Below are 18,105 nucleotides of genomic sequence, written 5' to 3'. Positions count from 1 at the left end.
TTAAATCTTTAACTGGGTAGGTGATTGAGGATTAATAAGGGAGATGGAGCGCCTTCGCTCAAAAGAATTGTTGATAGCTACATGCAGAAGGTTTCTGGATTGAAAGAGTATTGCGAAAGGTGCCTTAGAACTGAGAGGTGGGGAGGAAGCGTTGTTCTAATGGTTGTTGATGCAGCCTTCACCTCAATAGGATTAAACTACTTCACAGCAGTGGTTCCAAAGGTTGAGGAATTCAATAAGAAGTTTGTTGAGAGTGGAAAAATCAAGAGTCTTAAAGATCTTGCTGAAGCAAATATCGACGAATTAAGAAGTGTGTGGAGAAATAAGAGGTCTTGGATTATTGCCAAGAACATAGCATCTTATCTATCAACTCTCAGCGATGATGATAAGTTGGCGTTGAGGACTTGGGCGAGTAATGCGAAGCTGAGAATTGGAGAGAAGACCCTATTGGAAGAATTAAAGGAGTAGGCTTAATCACTTTTCAATATCTAAGAATGATGGGCGGTATTGATACTGCGATGCCTGACAAGATAGTTAAGAGAGTGATTAATGAGATTTTAGTTAAAGCAGGATTAGAGCCTGTAAATGATGATATAGAGTTTATTAAGAAAGTTGAAGAAGTTGCTTTAGCTTGTGGATATAAGCCCATAGAGATTTGCTGGATGACTTGGCTTATTCAGCCTGAGGGAAAAATGATGAGGGCGGAGAAATATTCAAGTATACTTTCAAAGATTTAAGGTTGGTGGTATGCATTGAACGAAAGTTCAGATATATTGGTATTCGGAGACGCCGTAAAATCAATAATACAGCTCCTTAGAGAAAGGGGTGAGGTTAAGAACGTCTACTACTTAGCTCCTCAAATCGTTGGTTATAGGTGGCGTCTTGATATTAAAATTAAAACAATTTATCCACGTGTAATTGAATTTTTTGAAGAATGTATGAATTTGGAATCTGTAAAGAAATGTCTCAACTTAATGTTAGAGAGGAATTTTCCTGAACACCTTGAAATGACGATCGTAGATAGTAGCGGTAAACCTGTTGAGAATCCAGATTATAAACCATTTTTAATGACTGAAATACTTGGCACTCTAGTAAATAGATATCTTGAATCTTATGGGTTCGACTTCAATGAAGAAAAATTTAAGAAATTATATGATGAAATGGTAAAGCATGTTTATTCTAAGGGTAGAGAACTTGTTATTGTCTCACCTTTGGAAAACTTTGAGTTACAGGGTGTGAATGAGGCTTCAATTGGTGAGTATAAGGTACGTGAGCTTAATGAATGGGAACTTAAAGAACTTATTAACTACGGTTATCCTTTAGGATGGGAATTTAGGCCAGAATTTGGAGATATAGAGATAAGGTATTGTGTTGAGATAACTGTTAACGTTCCAAAACGTTCTCTATCGCCTCCTGAGCCTTATATAGAAGATTTTGTAACGATGTTGAGACTTTTTAAACGTGGAAGTGTTAAACATGGCTATATATTACATTATCCAAAAATTTGGAGGACGTCTTGGGGAGCATCACTTGGAGGATATATAGATAGATTTCACATATTTACAAATTATATTCTGACTGAGGAGGATATTACACCTCTGAGTTTATTCGTACAACAATTCTTAAAAGTGAAAAATCAGTTTCCAAATCCTATGAAGTTTGCAATAAGATGGTTCAATAAGTCTTACAGAGAGGTTGAAGCTTTAGATAAGTTATTGGATCTTGCAATAGCGCTTGAAGTATTATTCGGCACATCAGATAGATTAGACTTATATGTACCTCATTTTATAGGCTCTAACAAAGAAGAGAGAGAAAGGCTAAATAAGGATATTAGAAAACTACGTGAAATAAGAGGGTCAATCGTACATAGCGGATACTACAAAGTAGAACAAGAATTTATAGATAAAATCGAAGACATCTTCAGAGCATGTATATCAAAATTCATAAACTTGCTACCCAGCTTAACTTATGAAAAAATCATAGAAAATATTAGAATATCTTTGTTAGAGTAAGAAATTATCGGCAATTTTCTCTCAATAAAACTCACTCTCCCTAATAACATCTCTTTTTATGGCTTATGAAGTTATTAGCAAAGCTATTAAAGGCAAAAGAAATTATCGTTTAAGCAAATTAGGTTTAGAATGCAAAGTTGAAGATTCAGTTTTTACCATGAATCATTACAATACTCCTATTCTTAAGGTTGATTTGTACGAAGGAAAAGTTTTGGGTTATGGAGGCTATAGCCAAACAGATTCATCTTACATCAACCATGCTTTAAAAGAAATTTCTGAAATCTATGGCTCGGATAATAACTTTCATTGCAGGCATAGCAGAAGATTGAATAAGATTTGGATTGAGGATTCTGAAGGAAACCTTTACGATAATAAAATGCGATTGCTCGATAAAGATGAAGTTGCTAGAAAGGATAGAGAATTTGAAGCAAAGGTTAAGAGAGCAATTAAAGTCTGGGAGAGAGGAATTAAGAAAGGAGAAATAGCTGGAAGGATTGATGAGGGTACTGTTAAGCCTAAGAGAATTTCTGGTTCTGAAAATAATGAAGGAACTGTTTATAAAAGGCTTGATTCTAATTTGAAAACTATAGAAGCTTATGTTCTGCCACAAAGTTCTTTAGATGAGTCTTGCTGGCTAAGTCAGTTTCGTGGTTTAGATGCTTGTTATGAGTGTGAAGCTTTAGGAAAAGAGGATTGCGGAGGAGGATATAAGTTTCTTTACCAAGTTCTTGAGTTTTACGGATTTAGATATCCAGAGATTTTCTTGTGCGAGTATCAGAGTAAAGATCCTTCTAAGCCTAGAATCCATACAAGCGTTGAAAAAGTTAGGGAGAATTGGAATGAAGAGCTTTAACTAAATTTTACAGACAGACCTTTAGAAAAAATGAGTATAAAGGATAAATAATTAACGGTTTAATTATTTATTTATCATTGTGATAAACGATAACTAAAAAAGTGTGATAGTATTTCATTATATTTGGATCATTCAAAACATGAAAAGAAACCATATTATGCCACTGTTGTCAACACAGGTCTGGAATTATACGGTCTTGCAGGAATCTCTTTCTCGTGTTCTCTCGAAGATATACGCAAGCTTTCTTCAGAAAAGATAAGAATACATCATGTTGTAGAATTGACAGAAAATGAACTACTGGAACTCGGTTTAAAGCGGGAAGATAGAGAAGAATAAGAGAGAAGGGCCTTGTAAAACGAATATTTTCGCCACTAAACTTCAGACGTATCCCTTCACTCAAAAATTATGGAAAAAGCCTCGCGTTAGTTGAAAACTTTCTATTCTCATATAGGATGAGACCCGATGAGATTTCCTTAAATACTATAAAGATGTGTCTAGAAGAAGAAATTAAAAGAACATGGAAAAGAGATGAAGATCTTCGCAAGATACTACCGTTTTATCGAGGATTTTGAACGTCTTCTTATCAGAATATCCTTGCAAGTCCCTTTGAACATTTCCTCAAGTTCTGGTTCCACTTCTGTCTCAGAGATTTTGATGGATAACTCTTTTAATTCTTTCGTGTCCTGAGTAGGTAAATTTATAAAGTTAAGCAGATTTTCTGGGTCTTTTCCATATAGAATGCAGTCCTTTAAATATGCTCTGCACCAGTGGTGCATCCATAAATCTGCTATTATCGAAAAATCTACCATTGGTACAGTCTTTAATTGTAAAAGAGGATTAAACACTAGCCTCATTTCACCTTCCACTATCAGACCAGTACAAATGAAATCCATTAATATATCATACCAAGCTCTTCTAACATACACATCTGGATGGTAAATAACTGATGAATTCTCATAGATGGTATAAACTTCATTAAGAAGTAAAGCACCCTCATTTTGCTTAATACTTTGCACTTCTGTTGTAAAAGATTCCCAGTCTGAAACATTCGATGAAACAATCGAAATCTCCTTTATGTATGAATGCCAGTCTATCTTCTCTCGTTGTTCTTGCGAGGTTTTAAGGATAGCATGTCGCTTAGCCAGTATAATTGCATAAGGCGAGCATATTATAGTTTCAACAACAGGATCTCTCATCTCATTAGGATAATTAACTGGATATGTAGAAGTCTTGATTCCAGTAAGCTCCTTTATTCATTTACGTAATACATCTATTAATACATCTATTGACTTTACCAATAGATTTATATACTTTTTTGTTTCATGTATATACGGGATGAGAATTTATGACTTCCCAGAGCTCCCATTTCAATTTTCGTTTTGGTTCACCTTACGTTCGCTGTGAAAGGAGGTAGAGCTCATGAGCTCCGTAGGCACGACCGTTAATCCAAGGGATCGATCGCGGCGGGAGTTCCTGAGAACGGCGGCGATTACTTGTGCGGTCGGCGCTACCGTTCTCATGCCTCTTACGAAGGTCCTCGCCGAGGCCAAAACCGAGCCGCTCAACGAGTCTCGCTACCTGCCTAGCCTGCCCGCGCAGAAGGAAAATGAAGGTGTGCTTTTGAGGATGCAGAGAGAGCTTCAGGAATCCCTGCAAAAGCCAATCACGGAAAGGAGATGGGTCATGGTCATCGACCTCAGGAAGTGTGTGGCGTGTCATGCCTGCACCGTCGCGTGCATAGCTGAGAACAGGTCCCCTCCGGGGGTCACATACAGGCCGGTCCTTGAGTGGGAAACTGGTGAGTATCCCAATGTTTCGCGTGCGTTCCTGCCACGCCCTTGTTTTCACTGCGACAACCCTCCATGCGTGCCCGTCTGCCCAGTCAAGGCCACGTGGAAGAGAGAAGACGGCGTCGTCGTCATTGATTACAGCAAGTGCATCGGTTGCAGGTACTGCGTCGCCGCCTGCCCGTATGGAGCTAGGGCTACAGACTTCGGATTTGACTGGGATTCCACGCCCGCTGGACCCGCGACCAACGCTCCCCTGATGAACAAGGAAGCCAAGAGTCTAGTGGATGACTTACCGAGCATGGAATACGTGTCGACTCCATGGTATGGCCGTTGGCGGAGAGCCGATTTGGTGGGCGTGACGAGGAAGTGCCATTTCTGCACACAGAGGATAGACAACGGCATGCTTCCACAGTGTGTTACGACGTGTATGGGCGTCGCGAACTACTTCGGGGACATCAAGAATCCTAAGAGCCTAGTGAGCGAGCTGCTCAAAGAGAACAGGGCCATCAGGTTGAAGGAGGAACTGGGCACCGAGCCTTCGGTATACTACATCGTGGGCCCCGGCAGTGGGGGAACCGACATTGATGTTAAGGACATAGACGCTGCCTTAGATGACTTTGTGAAGGTGTTACTTCAGCGCGAGCTTAAGGTCCCGCTGGGGGTGTCGCTGAAGTGACCAGGAAATATCTTTTCTTGGTAATCCTCCTCGCCATCCTCACTGCAAGCACCAGCTATGGGTGGTATGTCAGGGCGGTTGAAGGGCTCAAGGTAACGGCCCTCTCCCCCTCCTTTACTGCTTGGGGCCTCTGGATAGCTTTCTATATATTTTTCGCGGGTCTCAGCGCCGGTGCTTTCCTCGTTTCTTCCTTGGTGTACGGCTTCAACTTCAAAGACCTGGAGAAGGTGGGCAGGTACGCGTTAATAGTTGCTATTCTCTCCCTCCTAGGCGCTTTCCTCAGCGTCCTCCCAGACCTGGGGAGGATGGACCGCTTCATCTACCTGTATACCAGCCCCAACTTCTCCTCGTGGATGGCGATAGAAGCTTGGATGTACGTGGTCTACGTCTTGATTCTGTTATCAGAGCTTTACTTTGCCTGTCGCACCGACCTGGTAAGGCTGAAGTCAACCACTGTGGGTATAAGGAAAACCCTCTACAGCATTATATCTCTGGGCTCATCAGATTTGAGCGACGGGAGTCAGCTGAGAGACAGGAAGGTTGTGCGAATTCTGGCAATCGTTGGGATTCCGGTCGCGGCAAACGGAGGGACGGGTGCTATCTTCGGCGTCCTTGGGTGGCGTGCGATGTGGTTTGGGGGATATACTCCAATCCACTTCGTGCTCTCGGCTATGCTAAGCGGGGCTGCCTTCCTACTGGCGACTTACATTATCACGAACAGGGCCTTGGGGATAAAGGTTGATTCAGTTGCCACGGACAAACTGAGGGACGTGGTCCTTCTCTTGCTCTTCATCGAATGGTTCTTCGTGTTCTGGGAACTCGTTACCTCCTTCTGGCCAACCGCTCCCCAAGAGAATACTCTCATCGCTTCTCTGCTGGTTCTTGGCCCCTATTGGTGGGTATTCTGGATTGACGAGCTCCTCATCGGGTTCTTGATACCTGCAGCATTGCTCCTCTATAGGCCGCCGAGCAAAGCACCTATCATGGCCTGTATCGCGGGGCTCATGATAGTGCTTGGGATCATCGGTATCAAGTTCAACATAGTCCTGCCTGCACTTAATGAGCTTCCATTGCCGAACATGCCCTTGGACTGGGATATAAAGTCGTCACCTTGGACTTCGATACCGGGAGTCAGCGGGGAGTTGTGGCCCAATCTTGGTGCGGGCCTGCCGTACTTCCCTTCGTTATGGGAGATACTCGTTGAGGTTTCGAGCATATCCCTGTTGATCCTCCTCTATGTTCTGCTGGTGAAGATCATCCCTCTTGAAGAGGTGCTTAAAAAATGAATGGAAATGGAGAGAATTGGCCAAAAGAGAATGAGCCGCAGCGGATGAAGAGAAACGAACTCGCTTCAACGCGCCGAGGGTTCCTGAAATCAGCTGCTTTCCTGGGAGGCGCAGGTGTCCTAGCACTGGTTGCGTTGGATGGCCTGCGAGTGCTGCAGGTTGGTGGCGAGAGCCCTCAGGCGCCCCCTCAATACAGCCCTAACCTCCCAGAGAACACAATTTACAGCGCCTGTCTGCAATGCAATACCCAGTGCGCGATTAAGGTGAAACATCGATCGGATGGGAAGATATCAAAGATTGACGGCAGTCCCTACAGCCCGCTCACAATGCTTCCATGGCTTGACTATGATGTTAGCCCGCGGCTCGCTGCCCCAGTGGACGGGAAGCTCTGCCCAAAGGGGCAGTCCGGGATTCAATCCTACGCCGACCCCTATAGAATCGTCAAAGTCCTCAAGCGTGCCGGTCCCCGTGGCTCGAACAAGTGGCAGACGATCTCTTTCGACCAAGCGATCAAAGAGATAGTCAACGGGGGAAAGCTGTTCGAGAGCATAGGCGAAGACCGATATGTACCGGGGTTCAAAGACGTCTTTGTGCTGAAGGATGCGAAGCTTTCTGCTGCCATGGCAAGCGATGTTGCCTTGATTCAGCAGGGCAAGATGAGCGTAGCCGAGTTCAAGAGCAAGTATTCTTCGTACCTGGATGTTCTGATAGACCCAGATCACCCAGACCTCGGGCCGAAGAATAACCAGTTCGTCTTCTTAGCAGGCAGGATTGAGGGAGGTCGGGACTCCTTTGCACAGAGGTTCACATATGGAGCTTTAGGCTCAGTGAACTGGTTCAACCACACCTCGATTTGCGAACTAAGTCACCACGTTGCCTACCAATGGTCGACCGCTCAGTACACGAGCGGTAAATGGACACCTGGCCCAAACCACGCCAAGCCGAACTACCTAGAGTCGGAGTTCGTCATCTTCTGGGGGACCGGCGCCTTCGAAGCGAACTTCGGACCAACGCCCATCTCCGAACAGATTACCTCCTCTTTGACGTCAGAGGCCAAGAACTTCAAGTTCGCAGTAATAGATCCGAGGTTCAGCAAGACGGCGGCGAAGGCGTGGCGATGGCTTCCAGTGGTTCCAGGGGGCGACCTTCCCCTCGCCATGGCCATGATCCAGTGGATTATCGAGAACAACCGTTACAATCGTGGTTTTCTGCAGAACGCGAACAAGGCAGCGGCTCTTGCTACTGGCCAGAAGAGCTGGACGAATGCGACTTGGCTGGTGAAGATAGGGGAGGACGGGACGCCAGGGCAGTTCCTGAGGGCGGGGGATATTGGTCTGAAGGTTCCCGAAGGAAAGAACGCGCAGGATTACTTTGTGGTTATCTCTAATGGTCGTGCTATCGCATTCGACCCATACGATTCAGACAATATAGTGATAGGAGATCTGTTCGTTGACACGACAATCTCGGGGATACACGTCAAGAGTGCACTGCAGCTTGTGAGGGAGGCCGCTGCAGAGGACACAATCGAGGGCTGGGCCGAGAAGGCTGGTCTGGATCCAAAAGCGATAGTCGAACTCGCAGCTGAGTTCACGAGCCACGGTCCAAGGGCGGCCATCGACTTTTACCGTGGAGCAGTTCAGCACTGGAACGGATACTATACAGCACAAGCCTTAATCATCTTGAACCTGCTGGTCGGAAACCCGGACTGGAAGGGAGGTCTGTCAGTCGGAGGAGGCGCGTGGGACGCGATGGGCACAAAGGCGGGGCAACCCTTCAATCTCGCGAAGCTTCACACAGGCAAGTTGACTCCATTCGGGGTAAAGCTCACGCGTGAAGGATCGTTCTATGAAAGGTCAACACTCTTCGAAGGCTATCCCGCCAAACGGCCTTGGTATCCGTTTACGGGCAACATTTACCAAGAGGTCCTTCCTGCAGCCAAAGCTGGCTATCCATATCCTATCAAGATACTTTGGCTGCATATGGGGAACCCCGTCCAGCTTGCCCCGGCCGGTACAGAGCAGATTGCGATACTAAGAGACACGAACGCGATACCGCTTCTCATTGCTGATGACATAGTTATTGGGGATACGTCTATGTATGCAGACTACATCTTTCCTGACCTGAGCTACCTCGAACGTTGGGCATTCATGGGAGCCCCTCCGAGCGTGGTCACAAAGACATCGTTGGTGAGGCAGCCTGCTGCCATCCCTGTACCAGAAATCGTGACAGTCGATGGGGAGGAGATGCCAATCAGCATGGAGGCGGTAATGATAGCGATTGCTAAGGAACTCAAAGCACCGGGTTACGGCCCAGATGGCTTCGCTCCTGGACTACCATTCAACAGGCCGGAGGATTTCTACTTGAAGGCGGTGGCGAACATAGCTAGCGGGGATGCACCAGGCGACTCCGTGCCCGAAGCAGACCCTGACGAGATTTCGCTCTTCTTGCAAGCGCGACGTTATCTACCTTCAGCCGTCTTCAACCCTGAGAAATGGAAGGCCAGCGTTGGGACCGAGAACTGGGCTCGCGTCATTTACGTGTTGAACCGAGGCGGGAGGTTCGAGTCGTCAGAGAAAGCGTACAGCGGGTCATACCTCAGCCATCCCTTTGGCAAACTGTGGAACATCTATGTCGAACCTATCGCAGCTGGCATCGACAGCATTACCGGCAAGCACTTTTCTGGCGTCCCCCGTTATAGGCCACCGTCATTCAGCGATGGGAGTCCGCTGCCCAACGATGGCTACGCCTTCTGGTTATCCACGTTCAAGGAGATATTTGGCGCTAAACGCACCGTGTCAAACTACTGGTCTCAACTGTTGATTCTGCCGTCCAACTTCGTTCTCATGAATGCGTTAGATGCGAGGAGGTTGGGACTAAAAGATGGGGACATAGTTCGGCTGGTTTCGGCATCCAACCCGACTGGGAGCTTCGACCTAGGCGAGCTGGGGAAGCGCTTCGTCGAGGGTAAGCTCAAAATAATACAGGGCATACGCCCCGGAACCATCGCCGTCTCTCTTTCCTATGGGCACTGGAACTACGGTGCAGCTGACGCAACTGTCGACGGAATCACTATCCCCGGCGACGAACGACGCAGAGCAGGCTTGATAGGGAATCCAGTCCTCCTCCTGGACAAAGTGATGACAGGCGCGTGCTTGACCGATCCCATCGGCGGAAGCGCCAGCTTCTTCGATACAAAAGTGAATGTCGTAAAAGTGCGAGCGCGTGAATGACCGAAAACAAGAACGAGCTTCACGAGTTGCAGCATCGTGCACTTCAAGAGGAGGCAAGGCGCCTGTCCAAGACGCTCGGGCTATTCTTACCTCCTTATCAGAGGATAACAGGAATCAGATTAAACAAAGTTTCGAGCGATAGCAAGGGAGGGCAGATGTTTGCAGGATTTCTCAAGACGTGGTGCTCGCATGAGAAGAAGAGCTCCTGGGCTGATTTTGAGGTGAGGTTGAACTTTGGCTGTGGCGTTGAATCCGTTACAGTCAACGGAAGACATTTGAGAGCACGTGGAAGGAAGCGATAATCTCTCCCATGGCACCTGTCATAATTCTCGCAGGCGGAAAGAGTCAACGAATGGGAAAAAACAAGGCATTCCTAGAATACCGGGGAAGACCATTCATCTCCCTGATCGTGAGAGAAATGTTGAAGGTCTCGGAGGAGTTGGTGGTGGTCATAGGGAGCAAGAGCAGGAGCAAGTTTGAGTCGATGCTGACTGATAGAAGTGTTAAGTTCGTCAATGATGAGCATCAGTTTGCCAATCCGCTTGGAGGAATGCTGAGCGGATTCAATCAGATAAGCCAAGATTACGCGCCAATCATCCCGTGCGATTCTCCTCTGATAAATTGTAGGGTCGTCGAGTTCCTCTTCGGCGAGGCGCGGCATCACTCTGCAGCAGTTTCGATCTGGGATGAAGAAGACAGGATGCATCAATGCTATGATCAACTGTAAGGTTATTCTTCTCTTGTCCATAATCTTGTTTCTATGGTCTTGAGTCATGAATTGTGCGCCTGTTGTAAACTTATCTATGAACCACTCAACACATGCCTCCCAATTGTGACCAATCCTATTACTCCTCCCGCTTACTGTTCGAATATAATTCTCCTTTCTTTCAAGCGCTTTCTTGAAATCTTCCTCGCTTATTGAAGCGTGGTAGTAAAAGTTGAACCTATTGAAGAGTTTAACTTCTTTAATTTCTGGATAAAGTTGCATCGCTCTTTTTAAAGCTGTTTCAAGCTCATACTCGGAGCAATCAAGCTTGTTCTGTAAGAATTCAAAGCTTATTAAATCATTAAGTTTTGATGCCTCAATTAGTTGATCTCTTATTATGTGTATTCTCTGCATTATCGGGCTTGAGTTAGATTTTTCAACTAGAGCAATCTCAGTTCTTTGAATAGCCTCTTCTATCGCTTTCTCTCTTTGCTTTGATGAATCGAGCTAAGTTATTAAAAACTCTCTTTGAAAGGAGTTTCTCCATAACCTGTTCTATAGCCTCGAACATAAACCAAACCCTTTCTCTCAAGCCTTCTCATATTTGTCATCACATCTGGAAGATTGATTCCCTTTTCCTTAAGAGCCTCAGCTATTTCCTTAGAAAAGAAAGCACTATTCTTATTCCTTTCAAGAAATTCGTAAATTATCTTTGTCTTGCTCTCTTTTGAAGGCTTCTAATTTCTTTATTGTATTTAACTTTGACGGCGGGGAGTCCCCATCTGTAAGTGTGGGGATGAAGGCCGATAAGCTTATATTTTTTCTCGTTGTGTTTATCATTGTCTGCTTGGCTGGCAGACCTAGTAGGCATGGGACAGGCCGAAAGAGACGCCTGCTGAGGGCAAGACCTCCGTAACCCACCTTCCACACGGGATTCCCGAAACGGTCTCACCTGCCGAGACCTCCGCTGTGGGTGAGTGGAGATCGAGTCTGTCCGTGGAAGCAGGAAGCCACCTGCGAAAGCTGGTGGTAGTTCACCAAAACGCATTCCCTGAAACTCAATTGAATCCTTATCCTCAGGCTTAAGAATGTAGAGGTGATATTTTCTCAGGTTATGAGTTATTCCACCTCTTCCCTTGAAAATTCTCTGTGCTTCCATGAATGGCTTATCTGTTCTTAGAATCGCTCCTTCTCTCCAAAGCCTGTATAACATACCTTCAATAGCTTTCTTATTCAAGCCCGCCTCCTTAATAACATCGTTAAATGACCTTGGCTATATGAGGGTTGGACAGCGGCTCCCAAATAGATAGATTTTTATAGATGTTTAGTGTATTAAAGAATGTATGAACGTGCCCGATATGTGGTGGTAAATTGGCACCGAATGGGCACGTCTAAACATGCTCAGGATGAGGGGATTTTCCGTTGACCCAGAAAGCCCTCTATGAAATTGAGGGGGAAGGGACGAAAATCCATGAATCCCACAACGGTTCAAACCTAGAAGTGAAATAGATTTACTACGCAAAAACCGAGCAAATATTTTAGCGACTTTTAGCCAAAAAAGAGCTCAATTCTGGCTATTTTTAGTCTTTAGATATAGTGCGGGGGGTGGGATTTGAACCCACGAACCCCTCAAGGGAACGGATCTTGAGTCCGTCGCCTTTGACCTGGCTCGGCCACCCCCGCAACTAAGTATTAAAGGGTTTGTCTATCTTTTATTTTTTCCTCTGCACTTCTGCTTAAGAGTGGTGTTTACTATCTTTTTGTTATTTCTTGATTTGTACTAGTGTGTTAATAAATTATAAGTGAGGTTAATGTTTTTAAGTATGTTTTCTATATAAATATTGGTGTGTATAAATATGGATGTGTTTGGTGTTAAGGAGTTTCTTAATTTTGATGGGAGGAAGGTTGCGGTTTACAGGTTAGATAGGTTTGAGGAGGTTGGTGTTAAGGGTGTTTCAAGGCTTCCGTTTACAATTAAAATTCTCTTAGAGAGTGTTCTCAGGAATATCGATAATAAGGTTGTGACTGAGGAGGACGCTGTAGTTCTTGCTAGGTGGCCTAGTACTGTGGGGTCTAAGGAGATACCATTCTTTCCTGCTAGGGTGATATTGCAGGATTTTACTGGTGTTCCAGCTGTTGCTGATTTGGCTGCTATGCGGTCTGCTATGAAGAAATTTGGTGGTGATCCGCGTAAGGTTAATCCAATAGTGCCTGCGGATTTGATCATTGATCATTCTATTCAGGTTGATTATTATGGGACTAATTATGCTTTTGCTTTGAATTTGGAGAAGGAGTTTGAGCGTAATTATGAGCGGTATGTGTTTCTTAGGTGGGCTCAGAAGTCGTTCAATAATTTCAGGGTTGTTCCACCGGGTCGTGGTATAATACATCAGGTGAATTTGGAGTATCTTGCTAAGGTTGTACAGTTGCATGATCATAATGGTGATCTTGCAGTCTTTCCTGATTCTGTGTTGGGTACGGATTCTCATACTACTATGATTGCTGGTATTGGTGTTTTGGGCTGGGGTGTTGGTGGTATAGAGGCTGAGGCTGTTATGCTTGGTCAACCATACTATATGTTGGTGCCTGAAGTTGTTGGTGTGAAGTTGGTTGGTGAATTACCTGAGGGGGCAACGACTACGGATTTGGTTCTTACTATAACTGAGTTATTAAGGAAGAAGGGTGTTGTTGGAAAGTTTGTTGAGTTTTATGGTCCTGGCGTGAGTAAGCTGAGTGCTCCTGATAGGGCAACGATTGCTAATATGTCTCCTGAGTATGGTGCTACTGTTGGATTTTTCCCTGTTGATGATGTGACGTTGGAGTACTTGAGGGTTACTGGTCGTGATTATGAGTTGATTAAGCTTGTTGAGTGGTATACTAAGATGCAGGGTATGTTTAGGAGTGATGACATGCCTGATCCTATTTACAGTGAAGTGATAGAGTTTGATATGAGTACTGTTGAACCATCGATAGCGGGTCCGAAAAACCCAGAAGATAGAATATCGCTTTATAAAGCAAAGGAGGCATTTCTAGAAGTATTGATGGAATACCTTAAGACTAAAAAGTTGTCAAGTACTGACGGTGGGGGTGATGTAATTAATGTTTTATCGCCTGTTAAGGTTCAAGTTGGAGATTATGAGGCAACAATATCCAATGGGTCTATAGTTATAGCGTCTATAACGAGCTGCACTAATACTTCAAACCCCTCAGTGTTAATAGGGGCTGGTCTTTTAGCTAAAAAGGCTGTTGAGAGAGGGTTGCGTGTGAAGCCGTACGTTAAAACAAGTTTTGCACCTGGATCGAGGGTTGTTACTGAGTATCTTAAATCCTCTGGATTGTTGCCGTATCTTGAAGCGCTCGGTTTTCATGTTGTAGGATATGGATGCACGACGTGTATTGGTAATAGTGGACCGTTACCTAATTCGATTGCTAAGGCTATAGTTGATAATGATCTTTTCACTGTTGCAGTATTGAGTGGTAACAGGAATTTTGAGGGGAGGATTCATCCGTTGGTTAGGGCAGCTTATTTGGCATCTCCGATGTTAGTTGTGGCTTATGCTCTTGCTGGAAGGATAAGCATAGATTTTACAAAAGAGCCTATAGGTTATGATCCAAATGGTAACCCTGTATATTTAAAGGATATATGGCCATCGCAAAAGGAGATTAGAGAAACGATAGAGAGGTCAGTAAGACCGGAGATGTTTAAAGAAAAGTATGCTGATTTGTTTAAAGGTGAAGAAAGATGGGAGAATTTGCCAGTACCTGAGGGTGATCTATATTCATGGGATGCAAACTCAACGTATATTCAAGAGCCACCGTTCTTTAAAGATATGCCATTGGAGCCACCTAAATTAAAGGATATAAAAGGAGCTCGCGTGCTCGCATTACTAGGTGATCGTATAACTACTGATCATATCTCACCTGCAGGGTCTATTTCAAAGGATGGTCCAGCTGGTCGTTATTTAATAGAGAGGGGTGTGAATCCGATGGATTTCAATACTTATGGTGCTAGAAGGGGTAATCACGAGGTTATGATAAGGGGTACTTTCGCGAATATTCGTTTAAAGAATTTATTAGTTCCGGGAGTTGAAGGAGGGTGGACGATACACATACCTTCCGGAGAGAGGATGACAATTTATGATACTGCGATGCGTTATGCTAGGGAAAACACACCGCTCATAATACTTGCTGGTAAACAGTATGGTGCAGGGAGTTCAAGGGATTGGGCTGCAAAAGGAACATACTTGCTTGGTGTAAAAGCGGTAATAGCAGAGAGTTTTGAAAGAATACACAGGAGTAATTTGATAGGGATGGGGGTCCTTCCTCTGCAGTTTAAAGATGGTCAAAGTTGGAAATCATTAGGACTCACAGGTTTTGAAGTATATGACATAGAGGGGATCTCAGAGGGATTAGTGCCGAGGAAAGAGTTAACGGTAACTGCTAAAAGGAATGATGGTAAGATAGTGAGGTTTAATGTGATCGCAAGATTAGATACTGAAATAGAGGTTGAGTATTATAAGCATGGAGGAATAATGCAGTACGTTCTGAGAAAAATAATTGATGAAACTTTGAAAAAATAATTCCCTCAATTATTAAATTTTTAGAAAGGCTAATGTAATAATTGTTAGTGCTAAACTAAATATGATAATTTCTATTGTGATTTGTTTGTAGGTTTCTTTTATTGTTGGGTCTAACGTTCCCATACTCTCTTTGTGAGTATTTTTGAGGCTGTATTCAATGTAGAATCCTTTAAAGGATTGTAATAATCCTAAGTATCCAGAGAACATGAGGAATGCTATAAATACTAGCATGAGTGTTGTTGGTAGTTTTAGATAGAAAAAGTAGTAGATGTATAGTGAGAAGAGTAATATTGCACTTCCGTATGTGCCTTGTATGATTCTTTCTTTTTTGCCTATGTTTTGTGTTTTCTTTTTTGTCATATTTCAAATTGTACGCTTGCAAGGTTTTTGAGTGATTTTTCGTAGAGTTCGCTGTTCATGAATACTGGTAGTTCTGTTAGGTATATGAGTTCTTTTTCACTCCACCATGGTCCTTCAAGCCAGATTGCTGCTCTACATACTGGAATGCCGCCGGCCTTTTCTGTGATTGCTTGTAACGCTTTCATTGTTCCTCCCGTTGAAACTATGTCATCGAGTAGGCATACTTTTTTTCCTTTTATTCTGAGGACGTCGATATCATCTAGTACAAGTTGTTGTTTTTCTGCTGTTGTTATGGATTGTACTTCTATGGAAATGTAGCCGCTCATGTAACCTTTTACACCTTTTCTTGCTGCTGCGAAGAATTTATGTCCTAATTCTCTTGCTATTACGTGTGCTAAGGGGAATGCTTTTGCTTCTGGCGCTATTAAGATTTCAGGGTTGCATTGTTCTTTTATTTTTTTGGCTAAAAGTTTTCCTGCCTCTTCTACAAAGTTGATATCTCCTAACACTATTTCACCTATTGATGCTATCCATAATCCTTCTGAAACTTGAACTATCGGTAATTTACGTTCAAGTGATCCTACGCGCGTAACGTATTCTTTCTGACCTTGGTATAATATTACACGTGGAAGTTGCATGCATATCCCTTAATATCATATTTTGTATTATTTAAAAAGATGAGTATACAGGAATGTGTAAATTTTATTTAAATTCTTAAATTTTGATGAGGGAGTCGATAGTATATTGAGTTAAGCTTCGTGTTGAAATTTCATTAGAGAGTAATTCTATGAAGGTGTTTAGTTCAATATCTTTTGCTTCTTTTCCTCCTCTGGCTCTTATAGATATTTTTCCAGTTTCTGCTTCTTTTTTCCCAACTATTATAATGTATGGTATACTTTGATCGTAAGCGTTCTTAATCTTTTTGTTTAATGTGTCTGGACTGAGGTCCACTGTAGCACGGATATTCTTTGATTCAAGTAGTTGTGTAATTTTCATTGCGTATTCGTTTTGTGCATTTGTAATGGGTATAACTGTGACTTGGATTGGTGAAAGCCATGTTGGTAATCGTCCGCTGAAGTTTTCTATAATTATTGCCATGAATCTTTCTATGCTGCCAAGGATGGCTCTGTGAACCATGACCGGTCTTTTAGGCTTGTTATCCTGATCTATATAATATATGTCAAACCGTTCTGGGAGCGCAAAGTCCACTTGTATTGTTGAACATTGCCACCATCTACCTAAATTATCTCTAAAATCAACATCAATCTTTGGACCGTAAAACGCACCCTCACCTTCCTTTACTTCATAATCCATCCTAATCTCGTAAAGGGCTTCTTTAAGAGCTTTCTCTGCTTTTCTCCACTGTTCGTCAGTACCGATGCTATGTGCTGGTCTTGTGCTGAGTGATATTTTTACATCATCCTTTTTGAACCCAAATAAGCTTAGGATTCGAGTGACCTCATTTAATATATTTTTCACTTCATCTTTCACTTGGTCTTCTCTAAGAAATGCGTGTCCATCATCCTGGGTGAATCCTCTCAATCTAAGAAGTCCATAGAGCTCACCTTCTTGCTCCCATCTGTAAACAGTACCAAATTCAGAGAGTTTAAATGGTAAATCTCTGTAACTCTTTAATGAACTCTTGTATATAAGAATGTGCCCAGGGCAGTTCATCGGTTTAACACCGTACTTTTCATCTTTTACATCGAAAATGATCATCCTATCTCTATAATACTCATAATGTCCGCTCATCTTCCATAATTCCACTCTATACACGTGTGGTGTGCTCACTTCCATGTAATTAAGATTCCTATTAACTTCCCGCATTAAGTTAATCAGTTCTTGCCTTATTATCGTGCCTTTAGGATGGAACAGTACAAGACCAACACCAGCATCTTCATGGAAACTATAGAGATCTAGCTTTCTGCCCAAAACGCGATGATCACGCTTAACAAGCTCTTCACTGTATTTTAGATAGTTATCTAACTCTTCCTTAGAACCAAAAGCTATTCCACTGACACGCAATAATCTTACATCCGGACTTGGATTATGAGCTGAAATGTTAGTTATTTTTACAACAACTTGCTGTGGAAAAGAACCAAAATTCCATGAACCTTTTAAAAGACTCGAATATCCATTAACAGAAAGCGCGCTGACCTTAACATTTCCATAGATTTCAAAGACCTTAGAGCGATTTCTTTTAAGATTATTCTCTTCTTCAGGTTTTAACGTATTAACTATGACACTAAATCCATTATCGTTCACCCATTTTTCAATACGCATTGCATCCTCTTCCTTTAACCATTCTTCAGCTATAAAATCACAATAGAAACCTTGATCGAGAACCCCACACACTAAAGGTACCACTCTTCTAAAATTGCTGACTGCTCTTTCAACTAGCACAGCGGCAATAGCCTGAACCTCAGGCCTTATGTTTGGAGCGTACCTAACACCTCACCTCTCTCAATGACACAATAATATTTAAACATAATCTACCATCTTCATATTTAAACATTTTTATTAAATAATCACCGATTCTTGTTCACAATCACACTTTCTCTTAGTACAGGTTCAACCCACCATATAAGAATCGATAGTATAAGTGGTGAGTA

At 43.3% G+C, this 18,105-nt stretch carries 16 protein-coding genes and 1 tRNA gene; 11 read left to right on the top strand and 6 right to left on the bottom strand.

Translation table 11 applies throughout. The annotated features are described in order from the left end of the window. Positions 1–24: 24 nt before the first annotated feature. The 5 genes from QW128_07000 to QW128_06980 all read left to right on the top strand — a co-directional run bounded on the left by QW128_07000 (position 25) and on the right by QW128_06980 (position 3,201). Positions 25–468, top strand: a complete 444-nt coding sequence (locus tag QW128_07000) for a hypothetical protein (GenBank protein MEM3833318.1) — start codon at positions 25–27, stop codon at positions 466–468. A gap of 29 nt (positions 469–497) precedes the next feature. Next, entirely contained in the window at positions 498–737 is a 240-nt protein-coding gene (locus QW128_06995) for a hypothetical protein (GenBank protein ID MEM3833317.1), read from the top strand. A gap of 15 nt (positions 738–752) precedes the next feature. Then, positions 753–2,012 (top strand): HEPN domain-containing protein, encoded by a 1,260-nt coding sequence (locus tag QW128_06990; protein ID MEM3833316.1) that lies wholly within the window; start codon positions 753–755, stop codon positions 2,010–2,012. A 157-nt stretch (positions 2,013–2,169) separates the two neighbouring features. Beyond that, the gene (locus QW128_06985) at positions 2,170–2,865 is read left to right on the top strand and encodes a hypothetical protein (protein ID MEM3833315.1); all 696 of its coding nucleotides are present in this window, start codon (positions 2,170–2,172) and stop codon (positions 2,863–2,865) included. A gap of 123 nt (positions 2,866–2,988) precedes the next feature. Beyond that, positions 2,989–3,201, top strand: a complete 213-nt coding sequence (locus QW128_06980) for a hypothetical protein (protein ID MEM3833314.1) — start codon at positions 2,989–2,991, stop codon at positions 3,199–3,201. A 212-nt stretch (positions 3,202–3,413) separates the two neighbouring features. Here QW128_06980 and QW128_06975 read toward each other — a convergent pair whose 3' ends face one another. Further along, positions 3,414–4,061, bottom strand: a complete 648-nt coding sequence (locus QW128_06975; protein ID MEM3833313.1) for a hypothetical protein — start codon at positions 4,059–4,061, stop codon at positions 3,414–3,416. Between the two features lie 223 nt (positions 4,062–4,284). Between QW128_06975 and QW128_06970 the strand changes: the two genes are divergently transcribed. Genes QW128_06970 through QW128_06950 form a run of 5 tightly spaced genes read left to right on the top strand, consistent with a single transcriptional unit; the run spans position 4,285 to position 10,574 of the window. Further along, positions 4,285–5,331, top strand: a complete 1,047-nt coding sequence (locus tag QW128_06970; GenBank protein MEM3833312.1) for a 4Fe-4S dicluster domain-containing protein — start codon at positions 4,285–4,287, stop codon at positions 5,329–5,331. Beyond that, a complete protein-coding gene (nrfD, locus tag QW128_06965; protein ID MEM3833311.1) occupies positions 5,328–6,617 on the top strand; it encodes an NrfD/PsrC family molybdoenzyme membrane anchor subunit in 1,290 nt (429 codons plus the stop codon). The genes QW128_06970 and nrfD overlap by 4 nt, the downstream gene beginning before the upstream one ends. Beyond that, a complete protein-coding gene (locus QW128_06960; protein MEM3833310.1) occupies positions 6,614–9,847 on the top strand; it encodes a molybdopterin-dependent oxidoreductase in 3,234 nt (1,077 codons plus the stop codon). Before nrfD ends, QW128_06960 begins: the two co-directional genes overlap by 4 nt. Beyond that, positions 9,844–10,149, top strand: a complete 306-nt coding sequence (locus QW128_06955) for a hypothetical protein (GenBank protein ID MEM3833309.1) — start codon at positions 9,844–9,846, stop codon at positions 10,147–10,149. Before QW128_06960 ends, QW128_06955 begins: the two co-directional genes overlap by 4 nt. 8 nt (positions 10,150–10,157) lie before the next feature. Then, complete coding sequence (locus QW128_06950) at positions 10,158–10,574, top strand: molybdenum cofactor guanylyltransferase (protein ID MEM3833308.1); 417 nt, start codon at positions 10,158–10,160, stop codon at positions 10,572–10,574. 685 nt (positions 10,575–11,259) lie between these two features. Here the strand turns inward: QW128_06950 and QW128_06945 are convergent. Further along, positions 11,260–11,790, bottom strand: coding sequence for a hypothetical protein (locus QW128_06945; GenBank protein MEM3833307.1), 531 nt, complete (start codon positions 11,788–11,790; stop codon positions 11,260–11,262). 360 nt (positions 11,791–12,150) lie between these two features. Further along, positions 12,151–12,236: transfer RNA gene (locus tag QW128_06940), tRNA-Leu, on the bottom strand. A 173-nt stretch (positions 12,237–12,409) separates the two neighbouring features. Between QW128_06940 and acnA the strand changes: the two genes are divergently transcribed. Beyond that, the gene (gene acnA / locus QW128_06935) at positions 12,410–15,133 is read left to right on the top strand and encodes an aconitate hydratase AcnA (protein ID MEM3833306.1); all 2,724 of its coding nucleotides are present in this window, start codon (positions 12,410–12,412) and stop codon (positions 15,131–15,133) included. Positions 15,134–15,145: 12 nt separating this feature from the next. On the opposite strand, the gene QW128_06930 is transcribed toward acnA, so the two are convergent. The 3 genes from QW128_06930 to thrS form a co-directional block, all read right to left on the bottom strand. Then, on the bottom strand, positions 15,146–15,493 hold the full coding sequence (locus QW128_06930; GenBank protein ID MEM3833305.1) for a hypothetical protein: 348 nt from the start codon (positions 15,491–15,493) through the stop codon (positions 15,146–15,148). Next, positions 15,490–16,131, bottom strand: coding sequence for a phosphoribosyltransferase family protein (locus QW128_06925; protein ID MEM3833304.1), 642 nt, complete (start codon positions 16,129–16,131; stop codon positions 15,490–15,492). The genes QW128_06930 and QW128_06925 overlap by 4 nt, the downstream gene beginning before the upstream one ends. Positions 16,132–16,207: 76 nt before the next feature. Beyond that, positions 16,208–17,896 (bottom strand): threonine--tRNA ligase, encoded by a 1,689-nt coding sequence (thrS, locus tag QW128_06920; protein ID MEM3833303.1) that lies wholly within the window; start codon positions 17,894–17,896, stop codon positions 16,208–16,210. Positions 17,897–18,105 lie beyond the last annotated feature (209 nt).

The organism is Thermoprotei archaeon (assembly GCA_038881895.1).
Taxonomy (GTDB): Archaea; Thermoproteota; Thermoprotei; order Gearchaeales; family WAQG01; genus JAVZOV01.
The sequence above is the reverse complement of the archived record's forward strand: the minus strand, read 5'-3'. Positions and strand labels throughout refer to the sequence as shown.

What these genes read in the sequence shown, in the direction of transcription:
- QW128_06970 (MEM3833312.1), top strand. Translation starts at nt 4,285, where the DNA reads ATGAGCTCCGTAGGCACGACCGTTAATCCAAGGGATCGATCGCGGCGG.
- acnA (MEM3833306.1), top strand. Translation starts at nt 12,410, where the DNA reads ATGGATGTGTTTGGTGTTAAGGAGTTTCTTAATTTTGATGGGAGGAAG.
- QW128_06975 (MEM3833313.1), bottom strand. Translation starts at nt 4,061, where the DNA reads ATGAGAGATCCTGTTGTTGAAACTATAATATGCTCGCCTTATGCAATT.
- QW128_06925 (MEM3833304.1), bottom strand. Translation starts at nt 16,131, where the DNA reads ATGCAACTTCCACGTGTAATATTATACCAAGGTCAGAAAGAATACGTT.
- QW128_06995 (MEM3833317.1), top strand. Translation starts at nt 498, where the DNA reads ATGGGCGGTATTGATACTGCGATGCCTGACAAGATAGTTAAGAGAGTG.
- QW128_06985 (MEM3833315.1), top strand. Translation starts at nt 2,170, where the DNA reads ATGAATCATTACAATACTCCTATTCTTAAGGTTGATTTGTACGAAGGA.
- QW128_06955 (MEM3833309.1), top strand. Translation starts at nt 9,844, where the DNA reads ATGACCGAAAACAAGAACGAGCTTCACGAGTTGCAGCATCGTGCACTT.
- QW128_06950 (MEM3833308.1), top strand. Translation starts at nt 10,158, where the DNA reads ATGGCACCTGTCATAATTCTCGCAGGCGGAAAGAGTCAACGAATGGGA.
- QW128_06960 (MEM3833310.1), top strand. Translation starts at nt 6,614, where the DNA reads ATGAATGGAAATGGAGAGAATTGGCCAAAAGAGAATGAGCCGCAGCGG.
- QW128_06930 (MEM3833305.1), bottom strand. Translation starts at nt 15,493, where the DNA reads ATGACAAAAAAGAAAACACAAAACATAGGCAAAAAAGAAAGAATCATA.